We start from the raw sequence: 22703 nt of genomic DNA, 5'->3' as shown, positions 1-22703 counted from the left end.
GGGGTACAACTCAGCCCGTTGACTGAGCCTTCTCGCGGCCCCGAAGCGACGAACGAACGCCGGCCAGAGCTGCGCGAAGATTTGCGGGGTCAGTGATCACTGCGAGTAGCAGAATCACGCCGATGAAGATGTCCTGGATGTCGACCTGGACTCCCGAGAGGGTGAGCGCCACCTGCAGGATGCCCAGCGAGAACGCGCCGATCAGGGTGCCGAGCACCGATCCGCGGCCGCCGTTCAGGACGACACCTCCGATGATCGCGGCGGCGAAGCTCGCGAGCAGCACGGTGGAGCCCGCCGTAGGATCGGCTGCCGTGCGTTCGAGCGTGTTGATCACGCCCGCCAGCGACGCGACGAAACCTGAGATGAGGAAGCCCGTCAGGATGCGGCGGCGCACGGGGATACCGGCGTCGACGGCCGCCTGGCGGTTTCCGCCGACGGCATAGAACTCGCGACCGGCCTTCATGCGCGTCAGGAAGATTTGCAGCGCCACGAACGCGGCGATGAACAGCAGGATGCGCGGCGTGATGGGCCCGACGAGGGGCGCACCGAACGCAATGCCCGCGTCAATATTCGTCAGCCGCACGGGCTTTTCATCCGACAGGACGAAGGCGAGACCGCGAAGGGCAAACAGCATCCCGAGTGTGGCAATGAAGGAGTTGATGCCCACGATCACCACGAAGAAGGCATTGATCGCACCGATCACGAGTCCGGTGAGAAGTGCCGCCACAATGCCCAGCCCGATGTCGGGAATGCTCGCCATGACGACGCCCGACACCGCGAGCGTGCTCGCGACGCTCAGGTCGAGCTCGCCCATGAGGATCACGGCGGTGAGCCCGAGCGCGACGAGTCCGATGAGCGCGACGCGACCGAGGGTCACCTGGTACGACGAGAACACGACCGGTTCGAGGAGTGCCGTCACGACGACGACCAGGGCGAGCAGGGCAAGGCCGCGGCCCTCCGTGCGTCGCGCGATCGTCACGCGCACACGGTCGAGGAACGATCCGTGGGCCTGGCCCAGTTGCATCGTCTGCTTCACAGGGGTGTCGTGCTGGGTCACTTCTTCGCCGCCCTTCGCGCGAGAGCATCCACCGAGACGGCGAGAACGATCAGCGCTCCGATCGCCATCTGCTGGAAGCCGAATCCGATACCGGAAAGAACCAGGATGTTCGTGAGCACGCTCACGAAGACGACGCCGAGGAGGGTGCGCAGAACGCTTCCGCGTCCGCCGAACACGCTCGTGCCGCCGATGATGATGGCGGCCAGCGCCCGGAACTCGTAGCCGTTCGACATCGACGACACCGCGGTGTTCGAGAAGGCGGCGAGGGCGAAGCCGGCGATCATGGCGGCCAGCGCCGTGATGACGAACGCGCCCACGACCACGGCGGTGGTGTTGACCCCCGCCAGCCGCGTCGAGGCCTTGTTCGATCCGTAGGCACGCACCGCGAACCCGAACGTGGTGCGGGTCAGCACGAACCAGAGCACGGCGGTCACAACGAGCAGCAACAGCGCCGACAGGGGGATGGGACCGAGGCGGGCCTGGCCGAACGCGCGGATCGGACCGTCTTCGGGGCCGAAGAAGATGCTGCCGCCGGAGAGCCAGCGCAGGATGCCCAGCCCGATGAACGTCGTCGACAGCGTCACGATGACCGCGTTGGCCTTGAAGAATCCGACGGCAAGTCCGTTGACCACGCCGTAGATGAGCGCAACGAGGCTGGCGACGGCAAAGGCCGCGACGAGGCCGAACTCGTTGCTCACCGCGATCATGATCACCGCGGCCGTCGCGACTTGGGCGACCACCGACAGATCGAGGTAGTTGGCGCTGATCACGACGAAGGTCATGCCGACGGCGACGATGCCGATCGGCGCCGCGCGATAGAACACGTCGGTGAGGTTCGGCAGCGTGGCAAAGCCGTCGACGAACAGCACGGCCGCGAGAATCAGAACGACCGTGAAGACGATCACGCCGCGCTCGGCGAACCAGTTCAGGATGCTCGCCCGCCGGCTCTCGAGGCCAGCCGCCGGTGGGGTCTTCCCGACGGCGATGGATTCGGTCAGTGTTTCTTTGGACATCAGGACTCCACCAGGGTTTCGCCGGAGGCGAGGGACATGACGGCCTTCTCGGTGGCGTCGGCGCCGTTGAGAGTTCCGGTGATCCGGCCGTCGCGGACCACGTGGATCACGTCGGACAGTTCGAGCAGTTCGGGAAGGTCGGAGCTGACGACGAGCACGGCGGTGCCGTTGTCGGCGAGCTCACGCACGAGACGGTGGATCTCGGCTTTCGCCCCCACATCGACACCGCGTGTCGGCTCGTCGAGCACGATGACGTCGGGCTCGCGCCCCAGCCACTTGGCGATGACCACCTTCTGCTGGTTGCCGCCCGAATACTGACCAACTTCGCGATTGATCTGCGGCGGCCGCAGGCCGACAACATCGGCGAGGCGGGTGGCGAATTTCGACATGGCGCGCCCGCTCAGCACCGAGCCTCGCGACAGGGTTGCGCGGTTCGGCAGCGCGATGTTGTCGGCGACGCTCATGGTCAGGGCGAGTCCGTCAACCCGGCGCTCTTCCGGCACGTAGCCGATGCCGGCCCGCACGGCGGAGCCGTAGCTGCCGATGGAGGTGGTGGTGCCGCCCACCGTGACGGTGACGTACCCGGCACTGCGCGGATCGGCGCCGATAATGGCCCGCACCAGTTCGGTGCGTCCGGCGCCGACGAGGCCACCGAGCCCGACGATTTCGCCCGCACGAACATCCAGATCGACGTTGTCGACGCCGGGGGCGCGGATTCCGCGCGCCGACAGAACGACCTCACCCGGGTTTGCCTCGCGACGCACCTGCAGATCGAGCTTCAGCTCGCGGCCCACCATCGCGTCGATGATCGCGCTGGGGGTGGTCTCGGCGATGCGCGTGCGTGCCACGAGTTCTCCGTCGCGGAGGATCGTCACGGCGGTGCAGATGCGGAAGACCTCGGGGATGCGGTGAGAGATGTAGATGATCGCCATGCCCGAGGCGGCCAGGCGCTCGAGCATGGTGAGGAGGTAGTCGGTTTCCGCCGGGGTCAGGGTCGCCGTCGGCTCGTCGAGGATGAGCACGCGGGGCTTCCGGGCAACAGCGCGCGCGATCTCGACGAACTGGCGAAGCGATACGGACAGGCGCGCGATCGGTTCGTCGAGGTCGACCGAGACGCCGATCTCGTCGAGGGCGTCGGCCGCGATCTTCTTGAGTTCCCGCCTGCGGGTGAAGCCGGCGGTGGTGGGAGGGGCGCCGAGCAGGATGTTCTCGGCAACCGTCATCTCGGGCACCAGGCTGAGCTCCTGATGCACGAGGGCGATGCCCGCGTCGATGGCGGCGCGTGGGCCGGGATCGACGGGCTCGCCGCCCACGGCGACGCTTCCGGTGTCCGGCGTGATGATGCCGGCCAGGATGCGCATGAGCGTTGACTTGCCGGCGCCGTTCTCTCCGACGACGGCGTGAATCTCACCGGGCTGCACGGTGAGGTCGACGTCGTTCAGCGCTACCGCGCCGCCGAAGCGCTTCGAGATTCCCTGCGCGCGGAGCGCGGGGTGCTGATCCTCAGCGGGTGTCGTGTTCATCACTCTCCATTGGGTGCTGACGCGGTGGTGCCGCTCGTCGAGTGTAAACACACACAGAACGAAAGCACCAGGCTTGGGGCGAAAATGTTATCTAAAACAGAACACGGGGGGCCTCGGGAGGCCCCCCGTGTGTACACCGGGGGTGGTTACTGCATCACCATGCCACCGTCGATCATCAGCAGCTGTCCCGTCATGTAGTCGCTCTCGGGGCTTGCCAGGAACGCCGCGGTCCCCACCACGTCTTCCGGATACGAGTAGCGCTTCATGAGAATCATGTTCTCGGCGAGCGAGTCCATCGACTGTCCGGGCTTCTCGAACTTGCCGATCGCGACGAGGTCCTTGTCGAGCTGTTCCCAGAGCTCGGTGCGCACAACGCCGGGTCCGTAGCCGTTCACGGTGATGTTGTGCTCGATGAGCGCCTTGGCCCCGCCCTTGATGAATGCCAATACCGCGTGCTTCGAGGCGGCGTATGGCACGACGTCGTCGAAGGCGTCGCGCGAGAGAATCGAGCCGACGTTGATGATCTTGTACGGGTAGTCCTGCTTGCCCTGCTTGACCATCTGCTTCGCCGCCTCCTGCATGCACACGAGGGTTCCCCAGGCGTTGACGTCCATGATGCGTTGCCAGTTCTCCTCGGTGATGTCGAGGAAGAACAGCGGCTTGTTGATGCCCGCGTTGTTGAGCAGCACATTGATGCTGCCGAATTCGGCCACCGTGTGCGCAACCGCTGCGGCAGCCGACTCGCGCTTCGTCACGTCGAGGGCAACGGCCGTGGCGACGCCGCCCGCGTCGATGATCTCCTGGGCAACGTTCTGCGCGCCCTCGAGATTCACGTCACCGAGGCAGACCTTGGCGCCCTGGGCGGCGTAGTACTTGCCGACGGCTGCGCCCATGCCCTGGGCGGCGCCGGTGATGAGAACGTTCTTGCCGGCGAGACGAGTGGTGTCCATGGGAGCGATTCCCCTTTGCTGAGTCAGTGGTCGGCGGCCGTGGAGGAGGCCGGCACTGTGTGCTTCAGCATCCCGACGACCGTGTCGGTGTTATCCCACACCATACACTTGCCCCATGCGGGGGCGTCAAGAGCCGGCAATTGCCGACAGGCAACGGTTTGCGCGCACCCTTTGCCGTGCTTGTGTACACATAAGGTGAACAGTAGGGTGAAAAAGCCCTCGGTGACGCGGCCTCGGCTGGTCCCGCGCCGGTCCGGCGCGGCGCCGCCCTGTGTTCTGTGGAGCAGTACGGGGGAGCGTCCGGCATACACTGGCACCTGACGCACGAAAGCGAGGAAGCTGGCGATGACGGAGACTGAGAACGAGTGGGCGATCGTCGGCGAGCGCATTCGCCTTGCTCGCGAGGCCCGCGGAATGAGCGTGCGTGAGCTCTCGCGCCGTGTTGACGTCTCCGCCAGCCACGTTTCTCAGGTTGAACGCGGACTCGCCTCGTTCAGTGTCCGGGCGCTCTACACGGTCGTCAGCGAGCTCGGCATCTCCATGGACAGCCTGTTCGAGGAGACTCCTGACGAGGGAGCCGCGCCGCCGTTTCCCGAAGACGACGCCGTGGTCGTGCGCTCGAAAGACACGTCCCTGGAAGAGGCGGGCATCGTGCTCCGGCACGCTGATCGCCCGACAATCAGCCTCAGCTCCGGCCCACGGTGGGAGCGCCTGACCGCGAAGCCTGAGTCGCACGCCGAGTTCATCGACGTCATTTACGCCCCGGCGCCCGGTGCCGAGCCTCCTGCCGACTACGTGCGGCACGACGGTCGCGAGTACGGGGTCATCATCCGCGGTCGGCTCAACGTGCAGGTCGGCTTCGGCACCGCGGTTTTGGAGGTGGGCGACTCTATTTCGTTCGACTCGTCGATTCCGCACCGGTTCTGGAACAGCTCAGACGAGGAAGTGCACGCAATTTGGTTCGTTCTCGATCGGGTCGACGACGAGATGCGCGAAGCGTTCTCGAGCGTCGGCTCGGCGAACCACCTACACCAGCAGCGGTAGTTCGCCGAGCCACAGCGCGCGGCGGGTGAGGGCTCGGATCAGCCCTTCCACACCGTCTTGAGGTTGCAGAACTCGCGGATTCCCGCGGCGGCCAGCTCGCGCCCGAAGCCCGAGTCTTTGATGCCGCCGAACGGTAGCTCGGGGTACGAGATCGTCATGCCGTTGATGAAGACGGCGCCGGCGTCGAGTTCGCGCATCAGGTAGTCCTGTTCGTCAGCGTCCGTCGTCCATGCCGCCGAGCTCAGTCCGAACGTCGTCTGGTTGGCGATGCGGATGGCGTCGTCGATGTCGGCGGCGCGATACAGGGTCGCCACCGGTCCAAACGCTTCCTCCATGACGAGGCGGGCGCTGTCGGGCAGGTCGGCGACCACGGTCGGCGGGTAGAACCAGCCGGCGCCCCCGGGTACCGACCCGCCGGTCAGCACGGTCGCACCCTGGGCGACGGCATCATCGACCAGCTCGGCCAGCTCGTCACGTCCGCTCCGGTTCGCGAGCGGGCCCACCTGCACGTTCTCATCCATGGGGTCGCCAACGGTGAGCGCCGCCATGGCCGCGGTGAATTTCTCGGCGAACACGTCGTAGACGTCCGTGTGCACGATGAAGCGTTTTCCGGCGATGCATGACTGGCCGTTGTTATTGATCCGGGCGGTGACCGCGGTGGCGACAGCAGCATCCAGGTCGGCCGACGGCAGGACGATGAACGGGTCGGATCCGCCGAGCTCGAGTACGGCCTTCTTCACCTGGCCGCCCGCGCGGGCGCCGACCGCGCGACCCGCGGGTTCCGAGCCCGTGAGCGTCACGGCGGCGATGCGACGGTCGTCGATGATGGCGTCCACCGCGCCGGCCCCGATGAGAAGCGTCGTGAACGACCCCTCCGGGAACCCGCCGCGCGTGAAGAGCGTGTCGAGGTACAGCGCCGACTCGGGCACGTTCGACGCGTGCTTCAGCACACCCGCGTTGCCCGCCATGAGGGCGGGGGCGGCGAAGCGGATGACCTGCCACAGCGGGTAATTCCACGGCATAACGGCGAGCACCACGCCGAGCGGCTCGTAGCGGGCCCACGCGGCGCTCGCGCCCACCACGCTGGGGTCGTCGAGCGGCTCGTCGGCGAGAAAGGTTTCGGCGTTGTCGGCGTAGAAGCGCATGTTCTTCACGCACTTGAGCGCCTCGGCGCGCGACTGCGCGATGGGCTTGCCCATCTCGCGCGTGATCATGACGGCGACCTCCTCGGCCTCCGCCTCGAGCAGATCGGCGGATGCGCGCATCCATTCGGCGCGCTGGGCGTACGTTTCGCGACGCAGCACGCGGGCAGCGGCCGCGGCGAGCCCCAGGCGGCGCTCCACCTCGGTCGCGTCATGCGCAGTGAACTCGCGCTCGGTGATTCCGGTGGTCGGGTTGGTCACGGCGATCGCCATGGGGAAGCCTCCTAGTCGGCCGCGGGCGCGGCCTCGGTGAAAATCTCGGGGTGGTCGGCGAGGAGCCGGCGGGTACGCCGGATGTGGCTCTCGACGGTGCGTTCGGCACTCTCGAGGTCGTTCTCGCGAAGGGCGGTGACGATCATGTGGTGCTCGTCGTGCACAATGCGTTGCCGGTGTGAATCGATGAGCAGGGTGTAGGCGCGGCGGTACGGCTGCGTCGCGCCCCACAGTCGGGTAACGAGATCACCGAGCACGAGCGTGTCGGCGCCGGAGTAGGTGCCGGCGTGAAACTCTCGGTCGAGCCGGAGGAACTCCTCGACGTCATCCGTCTCTGCCATGCGCGTGGCAAGCTCCTCGAGCCGATCGATATCGGCGCTGGTGAGCCGCGGCGCAGACATGCGCAGCAGCAGGGGTTCGACGCGTTCGCGCGTCTGGTACACCTCCTCGCACTCGGCGAGCGTCATGCGCGAGACCCAGGCGCCCGTGTTGGCGACGAGGGTGACGAGTCCGTCAGCCTCCAGAATCTTCAACGCTTCCCGCACGGGCACCCGGCTCGCTCCGAAACGAGCCGCTATCTCCTCCTGGCGCAGGCGAGCGCCGGGAGGGTAGGTGCCGTCGAGAATCGCCTCGCGGATCGCGTCGGCGACGCGCGCGCTCGTGTTGCCGTCGCGCGGTTGTGGTGTGGTGATTCGGGCGGCATCGCTCATCGGCCCGGCTCCCTGGTGTCCCAGAGGAGCACGGGTGACGTCTTTTCATAGGCCTTCCCCTGCGGGAAGCTCACGAGCTCGAACTGCATGCCCCAGGGGCTCAGGAAGTACACCCAGCGCTGTCCCTCGCTGGCGTTCTTGCTCCAGGTCGGCTCGCCGAGGATGCGCACCCCGTGCCCGCGCAGGTAGTCAAGCGCGGCGTCGAAGTCGTCGACGTAGAAGGCGAGGTGGTGCCCGCCGATATCGCTGTTGCGGGGCTGCGGCGCCTGCCCGTCCGCGGCGTCGTACTCAAAGATTTCGAAGTTGGTTCCGATCCCGCACCGGTAGAAGCGCAGCTCACGAATCGTGGTGCGGGGATGCACGTTGAGGTTCGTCTGCATCCAATCGGTGTCCGACACATACGGCCCCAGCGAGTAGACGTACTCGCATCCGATGACGTTGACGAAGAAGTCGTGCGCTTCCTCGAGGTTCGGGACGGTGAAGCCGATGTGGTCGGTTCCGCGCAGTCCGGGGATTCCCGTCGTCATCGTGCCTCCCGTGTCCGTCACCATTGCCAGTGCATGCAATATAGCCACACTTCGGGGCTAAGGGCCACCCTCTGGCCGAAAAACGGTTGAGATTGGATGCAATCCTGGGTACTGTGTCCTCACCGCGCATCGCACGATGCTCGCTACGCGCCACCGAAGGAGCGGCAATGCCGAAACGACGACGTTTGGAAACCGGGATCGACTGGGTCGAGTTGTCGACCACTGCCGCCGACTGGAAGAAGGCCGACCCCGGTCTGCTGCAGACGATGCTCGGGCAGCTGCACCTCATCCGGGCCTTCGAAGAGCGCGTTCTCGAGCTCGCCGGTGAAGGCCTCGTGCACGGCCCCGCCCACTCCTCCATCGGACAAGAGGGTGGCGCGGTCGGCTCGATCGTGGGCCTCCGAACGACCGATGCCGTCAACGGCTCGCACCGTGGCCACCACCAGTTCCTCGCCAAAGCGCTGACGCACGTGGCGCCCGATGGGCTGAACCCGTCCGAGCTGGTGACCCCGCGCATCCAGGAGGTTCTGCAGAAGACCCTCGCCGAGATTCTCGGGCTTGCCCAGGGCTACTGCCGCGGACGCGGCGGCTCGATGCACCTGCAGTGGTTCGAGGCCGGCGCCCTCGGCACGAACGCCATCGTCGGCGGCGGCGCGCCCATGGCGACCGGCAACGCGTGGGCGCAGAAGCGCTCGGGCACCGACGACCTCACCATCAACTACTTCGGCGACGGCGCCGCCCAGATCGGCTCGGTGCTCGAATCGATGAACCTCGCTGCGGCCTGGAAGCTGCCGGTCGCGTTCTTCGTCGAGAACAACCTCTACGCAGTCTCGACCCACATCGAAGAATCGGTCGCCGACACCCGCCTGTCGGTGCGCGGTCAGGGCTTCGGTATCCCCTCGTGGCGCGTCGACGGCATGGACCCGCTCGCCGTGCACCTCGCGATGGAGGAGGCCGCCGCCCACATGCGGGCCGGCAACGGCCCCGTCGTCATCGAGGCCGAGGTCTACCGCTTCTTCCACCAGAACGGGCCGTACCCGGGCAGCGCCTTCGGCTACCGCACGAAGGAGGAAGAGGAGGAGTGGAAGAAGCGCGACCCGCTGATCAAGGTCGCTGACGAGATGCAGAAGCTCGGCCTCATTGATGAGGCCGGCCTCGAGCAGGTGCGCCAGCAGGCGCTCGCGGCGATGGATGCGGCCACCGCCGAGCTGCTGGAGGCCGACCCCGAGAAGGAGGGTCGCCGCCGCATCCGGCCCGAGCTGTGGCCCGACCCCGCGTTTGTCAACGTGGGCGTACGGGGTGACGGCAGCGAGCTGGACGCGCTGACCGCCCTCGAGCCGACCGCCGACACCCGCCCGCGGAAAGACGTGAAGTTCGTCGACGCGGTCGCCGGTGTGATGGAACACCGGATGGGTCAGGACGACCGAATTATCGTGCTGGGCGAAGACGTTCACCGCCTGAAGGGCGGCACGAACGGTGCGACAAAGAACCTGTCGACGGCGTTCCCCGACCGCACCCTCGGAACCCCGATCAGCGAGAATGCGTTCGCCGGCCTCGGGGGCGGACTCGCCCTCGACGGGCGCTACCGCCCCGTTATCGAGTTCATGTACCCCGACTTCATGTGGGTGGCCGCCGACCAAGTCTTCAACCAGATCGGCAAGGCGCGTCACATGTTCGGTGGCGACAACCCCGTGCCGCTCGTGCTGCGCACCAAGGTCGCCATGGGCTCGGGCTACGGCTCGCAGCACCTCATGGATCCGGCCGGCATCTTCGCCACGAGTCCCGGCTGGCGCATCGTCGCCCCGTCGTGCGCCGAAGACTACGTCGGCCTGATGAACGCCGCGCTCGCCCTGCAGGACCCGGTGCTCGTGATCGAGCACGTCGACCTGTACGGAGCGAAAGACACCATCATCGACGGCGACATGGACTACATCATTCCGCCCGGGAAGGCCGCCGTTCGCCGCGAGGGTAGCGAGGTGACCGTCATCAGCTATCTGTCGATGGTCACGCACAGCCTCGAGGCGATCGAGCAGACCGGCGTCGACGCCGAGCTGATCGACCTGCGCTGGCTCGACCGCGCATCCCTCGACTGGGAGACCATCGAGAAGAGCGTCAAGAAGACCAACGCCGTCTTGATCGTCGAGCAGGGCGCCGTCGGCACGTCGTACGGCTCGTGGCTTGCCGACGAGATTCAGCGGCGCCTGTTCGACTGGCTCGACCAGCCCGTGCAGCGCGTCACCGGCGCCGAGTCGTCGCCGTCGATCTCGAAGGTACTCGAGCGTGCCGCCATCGCGCGCACCGAAGAGGTCGTCGCCGGCCTCGAGACCGTGCGCCGCCACGCGGGAGGAGCGCGCTGATGTCGACCACCATTCGCATGCCGGAGGTGCTCGCGAACGTCACCGAGGCCGCCGTGCAGAAGTGGCTCGTCGCCCCCGGCGACACCATTGAGGTGGGCCAGCCGTTCGCCGAGATCGAGACAGAGAAGGCCGTCGTCGAGTACACGGCCGAGACGGCCGGCACGGTTCTCGAGCTGGTCGTTGCCGAGGGCGACTCGGTGGACGTCGGTGCACCGATCGCGGTCGTCGGCGAGGCGGGCGAAACCCCGACGGTCGAGGACGCACCCGCGGCACCGGCCGCAAGTGCGCCCGCGACCCCGGATGCTCCGAGCGCCCCCGCGGCGCCCGTCGCGTCCCCGGCGCCCTCCGCCCCGGCGTCCCCGGCAGCGCCGGCTGCCGCGAGCACCCCCGCCGAGGCGCCAAACGCTCCGGCCCCCGCCTCTCACGGGGGACGCCAGTTCATCAGCCCCCTCGTGCGGCGGCTCGCCCGCGAGAAGGGCATCAGCCTCGACGGCGTTCAGGGCTCCGGCCCCGACGGCCGCATCGTGCGCAAAGACCTCGAGGCGCTCATCGCCAGCGGGGGCGGCCAGAGTGCCACCGCGACGGGCGCGGGCGATGCGCCCCGCGCATCCGCGCCCGCCTCGTCTGTGTCGGCCGCGAGTGGCACGCCCGCCGCGCTGCCGGAGGGTGCCGAGCTGGTGCCGCACAGCCGCATGCGGGCCACCATCGCGCGACGGCTCACCGAGAGCAAGAACCAGGTGCCGCACTTCTACCTCGAGGCCGAATGCCGAGTCGACGCACTGCTCGACCTGCGCACGCGTCTGAACGAGGGCGCCGCATCGAAGATCAGCGTCAACGACCTCGTCGTGAAGGCCGTTGCCGGTGCGTTCCTCGACGTTCCCGAGGCGAACCGCACCTGGAGCGACGAGGGAATGGTGCGGCACGCCGCGGTCGACATCGGCATCGCGGTGTCGCTGGACGACGGGCTCGTCGTGCCCGTCGTGCGCGGGGCCGAGGCGCTCAGCGTCAGCGCCCTGGGCCGCTCGATCGCCGACCTGGCGACCCGCGCCCGTGAGGGGGGTCTGCGCCCCGACGAGATGCAGGGCGGCAGCTTCTCGGTGTCGAACCTCGGCATGTTCGGCACCCGCTCGTTCAGCGCGATCATCAATCCGCCCCAGGCGGGCATCCTTGCGGTCGGCGCGGCGCGGCAGGCGCCGGTCGTCGTCGACGGTGCGCTCGAGGTGGGCACCGTCATGGCGGTCACGCTCTCGGCTGATCACCGCGCGTGGGATGGGGCGCTTGCCGCACGCTGGCTCGCCGCCTTCGTCGCGCGCATCGAGAACCCGCTGACGATCCTCGCCTGAGGCGTCACGCACAGCCCGATCGGGGGTCCGTCGCGAGGTGGTAGCGGCGGACCCCCGGTCGCGATACGTTCGCCCTGATCGGGTGAATTTCTCCCCCCTAACTCGAAGGTGAGTTCAGACCCATGCAGATTGCCATCCGGCGCGAGCCGATCGAGGGGGAGCGGCGCGTCGCCGCCACCCCCGCGACCGTCGCGACCTATGTACGGGAGGGGTACCAGGTCGTCGTCGAGAGCGACGCGGGGGCCGCTTCCGGATACACCGACCCCGCGTATGCCGACGCGGGCGCCACGATCGTTGACACCGTCGACCTCGCCGCGGCCGACGTCTTCGCTCACGTGCGCCCGCTCGACCCCGCCACGATCGCCGCGCTGAAGCCCGGCGCGGTGACCGTCGGTTTCGCGGCACCCGCCGGCGAGCTGGAGGCCGTTGCGGCGCTCGCCGACCGTGGCGTGACGGCGTTCGCGCTCGAACTGGTGCCACGCATCTCGCGTGCTCAGTCGATGGACGCCCTCACCTCGCAGGCGCTCATTGCCGGCTACCGCTGCGTGCTCGAGGCCGCCACCCGCTTCCCCCGCTTCCTGCCGCTCTACATGACGGCGGCCGGCACTATCCCTCCGGCGAAGGTGCTCGTGCTGGGTGCGGGTGTCGCTGGCCTGCAGGCGATCGCGACGGCGAAGCGCCTCGGGGCCAAAGTGTCCGCGTACGACGTGCGCAGTGCATCCGCCGATGAGGTGCGGTCGATGGGCGGCACGTTCATCCACCTCGACCTCGACGAGAACGCCGATGCGGCGGGCGGCTACGCGAAAGAGCTGGCCGCCGACCGCGCGGCCCGCCAGCGCGAACTGCTGACCCCGCACGTGCAGGCGGCCGACATCATCATCACGACGGCAGCCATCCCTGGCCGCCCCGCTCCGCGTCTCATCACGGCCGACATGCTGAGCGGCATGACGCCGGGCAGCGTGATCGTCGACCTTGCAGCCGAGTCGGGCGGAAACGTCGAGGGTGCGGTCGCCGGCGTCGACACCTCCGTGGCCGTCGATGGCGGCGCGATCACTCTTGTCGGCATGAAGGATCCGGCGTCGACGATGGCGTTCGACGCCTCGCGACTGCTCGCCCAAAACATCGCCCAGCTGATCGGCCTGATGACGGTCGACGGCGCCCTCACCCCCGACTTCGACGACGAGGTCGTCGCCGGGGCGTGCCTCACCCACGGCGGCGCTGTCCGTCACGAGCCGACCGCGCAGGCGGTCGCCGAGCGGAACGGAGCCGCCTGATGGAGGCCATCACCCTGCTCACCTTCTTCGTCCTCGCCGTCTTCGTCGGCTTCGAGGTCGTGTCGAAGGTGTCGAGCACCCTGCACACTCCCTTGATGTCGGGCGCGAACGCGATCCACGGCATCATCCTCGTCGGCGCGGTCATCGTCGCGGGCAGCGCCGACGACCCGCTCACGCTCGTCATCGCCCTCATCGCCGTGCTCATGGCGACGGTCAACCTCGTCGGCGGCTTCGTCGTCACCGACCGGATGCTCGAAATGTTCCGCGGCCGCGGCTCCGCCCCGGCCGCTCGCGAGGGGAGTGACGCCTGATGACTGTGCTCACCCCCGAATGGACCGCCCTGCTCTATCTCGTTGCCGCGGTCTGCTTCATCCTGGCGCTCAAGGGACTGGGGAGCCCCCGCACCGCGCGGCGCGGCAACCTCGTCGGAGCGCTCGGCGCCGTCATCGCCATGGTGGTGGTCTTCCTCTCGACCGAACTCGACAACCTCGCGCTGATCCTCGGTGTCATCGCGGTCGGCACGATCATCGCCGTGCCTGCCTCGCGCATGGTCAAGATGACGCAGATGCCGCAGCTCGTCGCCCTGTTCAACGGCGTCGGCGGTGGCGCTGCCGCTCTCGTCGCGCTGCTCGAGCTCGAGCACTCTGTCTCGTTCGGCGCGTACCTTGCCGTCGCCTTCACGGTGCTCGTCGGCTCGATCGCGTTCTCGGGCTCGGTCATCACCTTCCTCAAGCTGCAAGAGCTGATGCCGACCCGCCCGATCGTGTTCACCGGTCACGCGGCCGTCATCGTCGTGCTCGCCGTCGTTGGCCTCGCCGCCGCAGCGATCATCGTGCTGCCCGAGGCCTGGCTTGCCAGCGTCGGGCTCGGCGGGCTGAAGTGGAGCGCCGCCGTCGCCGGCCTCGGCGTCGGCTCAGTGCTCGGCGTCCTGCTCGTGCTTCCCGTTGGCGGCGCCGACGTGCCGATCGTGATCTCGCTGCTGAACGCCGGCACCGGGCTCGCGGTCGCGGCGTCCGGTCTTGTGCTGAACAACACACTGCTGCTCGTCGCAGGCACCCTGGTCGGTGCCTCCGGGTCGATCCTGACCCGCGAGATGGCGAAGGCGATGGGCAGAAGCGTCACGGGCATCCTGTTCGGGGCGTTCCGCGGCGCCTCCAGCGCCGGGTCGACCGCCGCGAGCGACCGCCCGGTGCGCTCTTCCAGCGCCGACGACGTGGCGATTCTGCTCGGCTACGCCAACCGGGTGGTCGTGGTGCCCGGGTATGGACTCGCCGTCGCCCAGGCACAGCACACGATGGCCGAGCTCGCGCAGACGCTCGAAGCGAAGGGCATCGAGGTCGTGTTCGGTATTCATCCCGTCGCCGGCCGCATGCCCGGGCACATGAACGTGCTGCTCGCCGAGGCGAACGTGCCCTACGAGGCGCTCGCCGAAATGGACGAGGTGAACCCGCAGTTCAAGACCGCCGATGTGGCGCTGGTGGTCGGCGCCAACGACGTGGTGAACCCGGCCGCGAAGACAACGCCCGGCTCGCCGATTTACGGCATGCCGATCCTCGACGTGCAGGAGGCGCGTCAGGTGGTGTTCCTGAAGCGCTCGATGCGGCCCGGGTTCGCCGGCATCGAGAACGACCTGCTGTTCGACCCGAAGACGACGCTGCTATTCGGCGACGCCAAGGAGTCGCTCACGAAGGTGCTCGGCGCCGTCAAGAACCTGTAGCGGCGGCGGGCGTCCGCGCGGGATGCCCGGGGCTGGCTAGACCTTGTCGCGCCAGCTTCCGGGCGCCCCGGCGTCCGCATCCTCGATGACGGGCATCGCGGCCGTGTCGAGCGTGGGCACGCCGATCGACTCGGTGGTCGGCGCGATGACCGTCGCCTCGTCGCGCCGGTGGCGGAGCACGGTGTCGATGTACGAACTGAGCGCTTCGGCGAGCGAGATGGCGCGCGACTCGTTCTGCGACAGGAACCAGCGGTGCTCGAGCAACTGGTGGAAGACTTCGGGCTCTTCGAGCTTCCCGCGCAGGTCGCGGGGAATCGCACGGATCACCGGCTCGAAGACGCGGCTCAACCACTCGTGGGCGACCTGCTCCTCGTCGACGTCGGCGCCGGGATAGGTCGCGGCTGAGTACGAGTCGAGGTCGTTCAACAGGCGACGCGCCTGGTTCTCGCCGGCGTCGATGCCGGTGAGGCGAAGCAGCCTGCGTGAGTGGTGTCCCGCATCCACGACCTTGGGCTTGATGCGCACCTGCGTGGAGTCACCTGCCGTCGTGATGGCGAGTTCTTCGATGTCGAAGCCGAGGTCGTTGAGGCGCTCGACGCGCTGGGTGATGCGCCAGCGCTCCGTCTTGTCGAAGGCCTCCCAGCCGGTCAGTTCGCTCCACAGCGAGCGGTAGGCGTCGACGATGCCGTTCGACACGTCGATCGCGTCGATGTTTTCGTCGAGGCGGCCGCCCGCCTCCAGGTCGAGCAGCTCGCCCGCGATATTGACTCGGCCGATCTCAAGGTCGTTCTCGCGCTGCCCGTTCGACAGGCCCCCCTCGTAGAGTTGCCCGGTCTCGGCATCGACGAGGTAGGCGGCGAAAGCTCCGGCGTCACGGCGGAACAGCGTGTTCGACAGCGACACGTCGCCCCAGAAGAAGCCAGCGAGGTGCAGCCGCACGAGCAGAACGGCGAGAGCATCGACGAGGCGGGTCGCGGTGGAGGGGCGCAGTGTCTGCGAGTAGAGCGCGCGGTACGGCAACGAGAAGCGCAGGTGCCTCGTGACGAGCACGGGCATGAGCGGGTCGCCGTCGTCAGACTCGCGGCCGGTGATGACGGCGACCGGCTCGACACAGGGCACGTCGAGGCGCTGCAGGGTGCGCAACATGTCGTACTCGCGCCTGGCCATCTCCTCGGTCGTCTCCTTGATGGCCACGACGTAGCCGCTCAGGTGCACGAAGCGCACGAGGTGACGCGAGATGCCCTTGGGCAGCGACGCGATCGCGTCGTCCGGCCAGCTGTCGAGGGGCAGATTCCACGGCAGATCGAGCAGCGCAGGGTCGACGACGGCGGAGGTGATGTTGAGCGAGGCACTCATGGATGCTCCCTGTCCGAAACCAGCGGATGTCGCGTCACGACAACGGGGGCGGGGCGTCTGTGCGACACCCGCGCCCCCGGTGGTGCGGTCGGCCCGAGCGTTAGCCCGAAACGACCGGCTGCGTGTTGAGGCGGTCGCCGCTCTCGGCGTTGAACACGTGCACGTGCTTCGGCTCGGGCGTGATGTAGACCGTCTCGCCGCTGTGCGGGTGCACGCGGCCGTCAACGCGGGCGACGATGTCGACGCGCTGGCCGACGACATCGGCGTGACCGTAGAGGTAACCGTCGGCACCGAGCTCTTCGACGATGTCGACCTCGACGGGCAGGCCCTCGCCGGTGGTCGAGACGATCAGGTCTTCGGGGCGAACGCCCACGGTGACGACCTTGCCGCCAGCGGCGTCGATGATGGCGCGCTCGACCGGGGTCACCGCGTTGCCGAACTTCACGCCGCCGTCGGCGAGCTCTGCCGGGAAGAGGTTCATCGCGGGCGAACCGATGAAGCCGGCCACGAAGACGTTGTTGGGCGTTTCGTACAGCTCACGCGGCGTACCGACCTGCTGCAGGATGCCGTCCTTGAGCACGCAGATGCGGTCGCCCATGGTGAGCGCCTCGGTCTGGTCGTGCGTGACGTAGACGGTCGTGACGCCGAGGCGGCGCTGCAGCGAAGCGATCTGGGTGCGGGTCTGCACGCGCAGCTTCGCGTCGAGGTTCGACAGCGGCTCGTCCATGAGGAACACCTGGGGCTGGCGCACGATCGCGCGGCCCATGGCGACGCGCTGACGCTGACCACCCGAGAGCGCCTTCGGCTTGCGGTCGAGGTACGGCTCGAGGTCGAGCAGCTTCGCGGCCTCGAGAACGCGGCTGGCGCGCTCGTCCTTGCTCACGCCGGCGATCTTCAGGGCGAATCCCATGTTCTCGGCCACCGACATGTGCGGGTACAGCGCGTAGTTCTGGAAGACCATCGCGATGTCGCGGTCCTTCGGCGGAACGTCGGTGACGTTGCGGTCACCAATGTAGATGTCGCCCGCGTTGACCTCTTCGAGGCCGGCGAGCATGCGCAGCGAGGTCGACTTTCCGCAGCCCGAGGGGCCCACGAGGACGAGGAACTCGCCGTCGGCGATGTCGAGGTCGAGAGCGTCGACCGCGGGAACCTCGCTGCCCGGATACAGGCGCGTGGCCTTGTCGTACTTAACAGTTGCCATGACTGTTTTTCTCCTTCACCGGCAGGTACGTGCCGGACGATCCGTAGTGAATGGATGAGGGCCCGTCGCCGAGCCCCCGGGCGTCGTTGCCCGTTCGGGACAGTATGCCACCTTCGGTCAGTTGGCGCCGCCCGAGGGTGCGGTCGTACCATCGGTGAGGCGCCACGGGCGCCGCCGACCCGCCGCGGTGCGCCGCGGAATAGAAGGAGCACGAGCATCCATGCCGAATGCTGACGGCGCCACCGAGCGTCAAACGAAGAATGCGCGCCGCGCGGAAGCCCGCGAAAAGGCCCGCCAACTGCGAGAAGAACAGCGCAAAAAAGAGAAGCGCAACACGCTTCTCATGCAGGGCGGTATCGGTCTCGGCGTCGTTGCCGTGATCGCGATCGTCGCGGTGCTCATTTTGAATTCCACCCAGCCGGCAGCGCCAGGGCCGCGCAACATGGCGAGTGACGGCATCACCGTCGGCGCCGACTACATCGCCGTGACCACTCCTGGGCTTGCACCCGAGGCGACCCCGCGACCCCTTCCCGAAAACGAGCCAGGAATTGTCGCCGTCAACATCTGGGTTGACTACCTGTGCCCGGCCTGCGGCGCCTTCGAGGCAGCGAACGCTGACACGCTGCGCTTCCTCATCGAGTCGGGTTCTGCCACGGTGACGTTCCACCCCATCGCGATTCTGAGCAACCAGGGGGCGAGCCAGCGGGCGGCCAACGCGGCAGCCTGCGTTGCCGACCGCGCCCCGAACAGCTTCTTCGACTTCAACGAGCTGCTGCTGACCAGTCAGCCGGGAGACGGCACGGGGTGGAGCGACGAGCAGCTTGTCGACTACGCCGCCAGCGTCGGAGCCGGTTCGTCGGCCGTCGCCGAGTGCATCACGTCGGGCGAGTTCTCGTCGTGGGTGACCGCCGCGACGAACCGCGCCCTGGCCGGACCGCTCCCGCTCGAAGGAACCGACCTGGCCTCGATTCAGGGCACGCCGACCGTGCTCGTTAACGGCGATCAGTTCCTGCCGGCCAACATCGCCGACCCCACCGAGTTCCAGCAGTTCGTTCTGCAGGCGGCCGGGGAAGACTTCACCCTCAACCCGACGCCCGAGCCTGAGGAGGGTGCCGACGACGGCGGCGAGGGGGAGGGCGACGAGTAGTCGTCGCCTGCGCGCCGCCACGGATGCTCGGGCGGCGGTACGCTGAAAGAGCGCCCGCGGGCGCATGGCCGGCTTGGCGCAATTGGTAGCGCACCCGACTTGTAATCGGGCGGTTGGGGGTTCGAGTCCCCCAGTCGGCTCTCTGGCGGAATGCTGGCGCGCATTCCGGGGTTCGAGTCCCGCAGTCGGCTCTCTGGCGGAATGCTGGTGCGCATTCCGGGGGCACCGCCCCCAGCCCGCTCACGGCCAACGCGCTGCTAACGCTCATCGAACCCCCTGCGTACCGGACACGAAAACGCAATACCCCCGTGAGGGGGGAGGAATTTCGGCGACACGCCCCCAATAAAGGGGGTTTCTGTTCGTTTTTCGATTACACGCACTTGGCATATCTCTGCAGGCTCTCTAGCGTGATAAACGTCCGGTCGGGGGGATCGGATACACACACAGGTTCTGGGGGGAGCCTCTTATGTTGCGATCATTTTTCGCAGGGACGGCGCTTGCGACCGTCATTCTGGTGGTGATGCCGTTCGTCGGTTCACCGCCGAGCGATGCACCGGCGCGGGCCGGCGTTTCGGGGGGAGCGCCCGTTCCCGTCATCTCGACCGCCACGGTTGATCCGGATGACCTGTCGCGCGTTTCCATCACTGACCTCGCTCAGCGCCGACTCGGCAGCGAAGCTGACCGCTCCGACGTCGTCGACGCTGACGAGGCGGACGTCGATGAGGCGAAGGTCGACGAGACCGAGGCCGAGGAGGCCGCCACCGACGAGGACGAGGCCGACGAACCGCAGTCCGGCGCCACGGGCTCGAGCGGTTCGACCGGCTCCACCGGTTCGACCAGCTCCCGTGGTTCGACCGGTTCCAGCGGTTCCACCGGTTCGACCGGCTCAAGCGCGCCCGCGCCCGCCCCGTCAACGCCCGCGCCCGCCCCGGCGCCTCCCGCGCCGAAGCCGACGCCCACCCCGTCGCCGACCCCGCCGCCCTGCCCGGGCCCGATCGGTGGATCCACGCCCGGAGCGCCCGGCCGCACCTCCGCCCTCGGCGTCGGCGGCACGACGAGCGCCGACCTCAACGACTTCGCGCAGCGCTTCAACGCCATCCGCGTCGCCAACTGCTTGCCGCCGGTTCCGCCGTCGAACATCCGCTACGACTCCTGCATGGAGGACCGTCTGTTTTGGATGGCCGAAGACCCGAGCGCCGACCCCATGAGCGCGTGGGGGCACAAGGGTCAGGCGAAGCGCAGCGACGGCGTCCCCGACACCGGCTGCGACGGCAACCTCGCGGGCGGCTCGGGCGTGACCGGTGCCACCGCCGCACAGCGCTGGTGGGATTCGAGCGGCCACCGCGCGTCGCTGTACAAGCCGGGCACGAGCGTGCAGGGCGTGTGCATCCTGTTCGCGATGAGCCACGGTGGTGTGCCGAACGAGCCGTACAGCTTCACGCGCGCCGCCGCCCGCTGGGTGAACTGCTAGGCCACTGACATCACACGACCCGCGACCCCTAGGCTGGGGCCGCGGGTCGTGTGACGTTCCTCCCGCGACATGGAGGCGATGATGGCGACACATTCACTCGGCTGGGGCATTCTGGCGACCGGCGGTATCGCCCACTCGTTCGCCTCCGACCTTGCCCACGAGGGCTTCCGGCTCGCGGCGGTCGGTTCGCGGCGAACGGATGCTGCGCACGCGTTCGCAGCGGAATTCGGCATCCCGAACGCGCACGGCAGCTACGAGGCACTCGTCGCCGACGAGAGCGTCGACGTCGTGTACGTGGCAACACCCCACCCGATGCATGTCGAGAACGCGCTGCTCGCGATCGAGGCGGGTAAACATGTGCTGATTGAGAAGCCGGTCACGCTGAACGCGCGCGATGCGGCGCGCATCGCAGAGCGTGCATCCCAGAGGGGTGTCGTCGTCATGGAGGCGATGTGGACCCGATTCCTGCCGCACATGGTGCGCATTCGCGAACTGCTGGCCAGCGGGGTGCTCGGCGAGGTGCGCACCGTCATTGCCGACCACACCCAGTCGCTGCCGACGAACCCCGAGCACCGACTGCAGAACCCCGACCTCGGGGGCGGCGCGCTGCTCGACCTCGGCATCTACCCGGTTTCGTTCGCCGTCGATGTGCTCGGCCTGCCGCAGGGCGTGCGCGCGCACGCATCGATGACGGCGACCGGTGTCGACCGCCAAACCGCGATGATTCTCGACTACCCCGACGGGCGCCAGGCGGTGCTGCACACGGCTCTCGACACGGCGGGTCCCAACCGTGCCGCCATCATCGGCACCGAGGGCACAATCGAGATCGACCGCGTCTTCTACACCCCGACCTCCTTCACGCACTACGACCGGTCGTGGCAGGTCGTCGAACGCTTCGAGCAGCCCGTGGCGACGCGCGGCATGCACTTCCAGGCGGCTGAGCTGGAATCGCGGGTCGCGGGCAACGCGCCGACCGTGCTGCCCTTCGACGAGTCCGTGCGGATCATGGGCGTGCTCGACGAGGTGCGCCGCCAGATCGGCCTGACCTATCCCGCGGAGGTCACCGAGCCTGGCTCGGTATCATGAGCGAGTGACTGAGCCCGAGCAGCCGCGCACGCGACGGGCGGCTCGCCCCGAGCCCGCGGGTTTCGCCGCGTGGGTTCGACGCCACCCTGTCGCCCTCACCGCCACTGGCCTATCGCTGGCCTTTGTGATGCTGGCTGCCGTGGCTCTCGGGGTCGGCATCGCGGTTGGCGACGAGCGGGCGTCCGCGGCCGTCGCGGTGGAACGCGAGCCGGAGCCCGAACCCGAGCCAGAGCCAGAGCCCGAACCTGACCCGCGCCCCGTGCCCGATGAGCTCGTCCCCCCGAGTCCGCTGCGCACCTGCACCATCGCGACCCAGGCCGCCGACCCTCGGCTCGGGCAATTCCAGGCGCACGTCATCGACATCTCCACCGGCGATACGCTCTTCGACCGCGACGGCGCCGTTGCGCAACCCGCCGCGAGCAACATGAAGGTGCTGACGGCCGCCGCCGCCCTCGCCGCGCTCGGCCCCGACTATCGACTGACGACCCGGGTGGTCGCCGGCGAAGAACCCGGCACCGTGGTTCTGATCGGCGGCGGCGATGTGACCCTCAGCGCGCTCCCGCCGGGGCAAGAAAGCTTCTATCCCGGCGCGCCAAAGTTGGCCGATCTCGCCGCCCAGACCGTTCACGCATTCGCGGCCGCGAACCCCGAGGAGCCGGCCATCACGCGGGTGCTGCTCGACACCTCGTACTTCCCCGACGACGACCGCTGGGATTCGAGCTGGGACCGCAGCCTGCAGACGATCGGCTATGCCTCCGAGGTGACCGCACTGCAGGTTGATGCCGATCGCGCGAACGCTCGTGCGCAGGAAAGCCCCCGTAGCACCGACCCGGTCGGCCGCGCTGGTCAGGCGTTCGCCCAGGCGCTCGCCGCCGCCGGTAACCCCGGCGGCGCTCCGGCGGTCGAGCGCGGCGCTGCCGGGGCCGGTGCGCAGCTCGCCGCCGTGCAATCGCAGCCGATGGCGCAGCTGATGGAGCGCATGGTGCTCGACAGCGACAACTCGCTCGCCGACGCGATCGGTCGCGTCATCTCCCGGCACTACGGCCTCGGCGGCACGGCGGCGAGTCTGACACCTGCCTTCATCCAGGCGCTCACGCCCTACGGAATTCCCACCGATGGTCTTGTCGTGCGCGACGCATCCGGGTTGTCGAACCTGAACCAGATTCCGCCGGTCTATCTGGCGCAGCTGTTCACCGTCATCGAGCGCAGCCCCGACCTTCAGATCATCACCCGCTCGCTGCCGGTTGCGGGGCAGTCGGGCACGCTGCGCACCCGGTTCGGCGGAGCCAATGCGGTGGCCGCCGGCCAGGTGACGGCGAAGACCGGCTGGATCGACAACGTCTTCACCCTCTCCGGGCTCATGACCGCCTCGGACGGCGCTCGCATCGCCTTCAGCCTCTACGCACTCGGCCCCGTCAGCTTCAGCGCGCGGGACGCCCTCGACACCGTCACCGCAGCCATCTATGGTTGCGGCGACAACCTCGCCAACATTTGACCCGATATCCCTCCGGA

19 protein-coding genes and 1 tRNA gene are annotated in these 22703 nt (G+C 68.2%); 11 read left to right on the top strand and 9 right to left on the bottom strand.

Annotation, left to right across the window (positions count from 1 at the left end; genetic code table 11):
* Positions 1-10 precede the first annotated feature (10 nt).
* From ACK4SC_RS10795 to ACK4SC_RS10780, 4 genes are all read right to left on the bottom strand, one after another.
* Complete coding sequence (locus tag ACK4SC_RS10795) at positions 11-1057, bottom strand: ABC transporter permease (protein ID WP_409617850.1); 1047 nt, start codon at positions 1055-1057, stop codon at positions 11-13.
* Positions 1054-2070, bottom strand: a complete 1017-nt coding sequence (locus ACK4SC_RS10790; RefSeq protein ID WP_409617849.1) for an ABC transporter permease — start codon at positions 2068-2070, stop codon at positions 1054-1056. Before ACK4SC_RS10790 ends, ACK4SC_RS10795 begins: the two co-directional genes overlap by 4 nt.
* Positions 2070-3593, bottom strand: a complete 1524-nt coding sequence (locus ACK4SC_RS10785) for a sugar ABC transporter ATP-binding protein (protein ID WP_409617847.1) — start codon at positions 3591-3593, stop codon at positions 2070-2072. The genes ACK4SC_RS10790 and ACK4SC_RS10785 overlap by 1 nt, the downstream gene beginning before the upstream one ends.
* A gap of 146 nt (positions 3594-3739) precedes the next feature.
* Positions 3740-4543 carry an SDR family NAD(P)-dependent oxidoreductase gene (locus ACK4SC_RS10780; protein ID WP_409617845.1) on the bottom strand — a complete coding sequence of 268 codons (804 nt, stop codon included), beginning with the start codon at positions 4541-4543 and terminating at the stop codon, positions 3740-3742.
* A gap of 345 nt (positions 4544-4888) precedes the next feature.
* Between ACK4SC_RS10780 and ACK4SC_RS10775 the strand changes: the two genes are divergently transcribed.
* Complete coding sequence (locus ACK4SC_RS10775) at positions 4889-5587, top strand: helix-turn-helix domain-containing protein (protein WP_409617843.1); 699 nt, start codon at positions 4889-4891, stop codon at positions 5585-5587.
* A gap of 38 nt (positions 5588-5625) precedes the next feature.
* On the opposite strand, the gene ACK4SC_RS10770 is transcribed toward ACK4SC_RS10775, so the two are convergent.
* Genes ACK4SC_RS10770 through ACK4SC_RS10760 form a run of 3 tightly spaced genes read right to left on the bottom strand, consistent with a single transcriptional unit; the run spans position 5626 to position 8260 of the window.
* Positions 5626-7002, bottom strand: coding sequence for an NADP-dependent succinic semialdehyde dehydrogenase (locus ACK4SC_RS10770; protein WP_409617841.1), 1377 nt, complete (start codon positions 7000-7002; stop codon positions 5626-5628).
* An 11-nt stretch (positions 7003-7013) separates the two neighbouring features.
* Positions 7014-7712, bottom strand: a complete 699-nt coding sequence (locus ACK4SC_RS10765) for a GntR family transcriptional regulator (RefSeq protein ID WP_409617839.1) — start codon at positions 7710-7712, stop codon at positions 7014-7016.
* Positions 7709-8260, bottom strand: coding sequence for a VOC family protein (locus ACK4SC_RS10760; protein ID WP_409617837.1), 552 nt, complete (start codon positions 8258-8260; stop codon positions 7709-7711). The genes ACK4SC_RS10765 and ACK4SC_RS10760 overlap by 4 nt, the downstream gene beginning before the upstream one ends.
* A gap of 146 nt (positions 8261-8406) precedes the next feature.
* On the opposite strand from ACK4SC_RS10760, the gene ACK4SC_RS10755 reads away from it, so the two are divergent.
* From ACK4SC_RS10755 to ACK4SC_RS10735, 5 genes are all read left to right on the top strand, one after another.
* Entirely contained in the window at positions 8407-10596 is a 2190-nt protein-coding gene (locus ACK4SC_RS10755; protein WP_409617836.1) for a thiamine pyrophosphate-dependent enzyme, read from the top strand.
* A complete protein-coding gene (locus ACK4SC_RS10750; RefSeq protein ID WP_409617834.1) occupies positions 10596-11939 on the top strand; it encodes a dihydrolipoamide acetyltransferase family protein in 1344 nt (447 codons plus the stop codon). The genes ACK4SC_RS10755 and ACK4SC_RS10750 overlap by 1 nt, the downstream gene beginning before the upstream one ends.
* A gap of 122 nt (positions 11940-12061) precedes the next feature.
* Entirely contained in the window at positions 12062-13213 is a 1152-nt protein-coding gene (locus ACK4SC_RS10745) for a Re/Si-specific NAD(P)(+) transhydrogenase subunit alpha (protein ID WP_409617833.1), read from the top strand.
* Complete coding sequence (locus ACK4SC_RS10740) at positions 13213-13524, top strand: NAD(P) transhydrogenase subunit alpha (RefSeq protein WP_409617831.1); 312 nt, start codon at positions 13213-13215, stop codon at positions 13522-13524. The genes ACK4SC_RS10745 and ACK4SC_RS10740 overlap by 1 nt, the downstream gene beginning before the upstream one ends.
* On the top strand, positions 13524-14930 hold the full coding sequence (locus ACK4SC_RS10735) for an NAD(P)(+) transhydrogenase (Re/Si-specific) subunit beta (RefSeq protein WP_409617829.1): 1407 nt from the start codon (positions 13524-13526) through the stop codon (positions 14928-14930). The genes ACK4SC_RS10740 and ACK4SC_RS10735 overlap by 1 nt, the downstream gene beginning before the upstream one ends.
* 36 nt (positions 14931-14966) lie before the next feature.
* On the opposite strand, the gene ACK4SC_RS10730 is transcribed toward ACK4SC_RS10735, so the two are convergent.
* Positions 14967-16286 (bottom strand): DUF4032 domain-containing protein, encoded by a 1320-nt coding sequence (locus ACK4SC_RS10730; protein WP_409617827.1) that lies wholly within the window; start codon positions 16284-16286, stop codon positions 14967-14969.
* Positions 16287-16386: 100 nt separating this feature from the next.
* Positions 16387-17487, bottom strand: a complete 1101-nt coding sequence (locus tag ACK4SC_RS10725) for an ABC transporter ATP-binding protein (protein ID WP_409617825.1) — start codon at positions 17485-17487, stop codon at positions 16387-16389.
* Between the two features lie 220 nt (positions 17488-17707).
* Between ACK4SC_RS10725 and ACK4SC_RS10720 the strand changes: the two genes are divergently transcribed.
* The 5 genes from ACK4SC_RS10720 to dacB all read left to right on the top strand — a co-directional run bounded on the left by ACK4SC_RS10720 (position 17708) and on the right by dacB (position 22686).
* A complete protein-coding gene (locus ACK4SC_RS10720) occupies positions 17708-18634 on the top strand; it encodes a DsbA family protein (RefSeq protein ID WP_409617823.1) in 927 nt (308 codons plus the stop codon).
* Positions 18635-18701: 67 nt separating this feature from the next.
* Positions 18702-18774 (top strand) — tRNA-Thr (locus ACK4SC_RS10715).
* Positions 18775-19100: 326 nt separating this feature from the next.
* Positions 19101-20105 (top strand): hypothetical protein, encoded by a 1005-nt coding sequence (locus ACK4SC_RS10710; protein ID WP_409617821.1) that lies wholly within the window; start codon positions 19101-19103, stop codon positions 20103-20105.
* Positions 20106-20186: 81 nt separating this feature from the next.
* Entirely contained in the window at positions 20187-21191 is a 1005-nt protein-coding gene (locus ACK4SC_RS10705) for a Gfo/Idh/MocA family protein (RefSeq protein WP_409617819.1), read from the top strand.
* 4 nt (positions 21192-21195) lie between these two features.
* Positions 21196-22686 (top strand): D-alanyl-D-alanine carboxypeptidase/D-alanyl-D-alanine-endopeptidase, encoded by a 1491-nt coding sequence (gene dacB, locus ACK4SC_RS10700; RefSeq protein WP_409617817.1) that lies wholly within the window; start codon positions 21196-21198, stop codon positions 22684-22686.
* Positions 22687-22703: the final 17 nt, after the last annotated feature.

Origin of the sequence: Microcella sp., from assembly GCF_046293215.1 — a bacterium.
Taxonomy (GTDB): domain Bacteria; phylum Actinomycetota; class Actinomycetes; order Actinomycetales; family Microbacteriaceae; genus Microcella.
The sequence above is the reverse complement of the archived record's forward strand: the minus strand, read 5'-3'. Positions and strand labels throughout refer to the sequence as shown.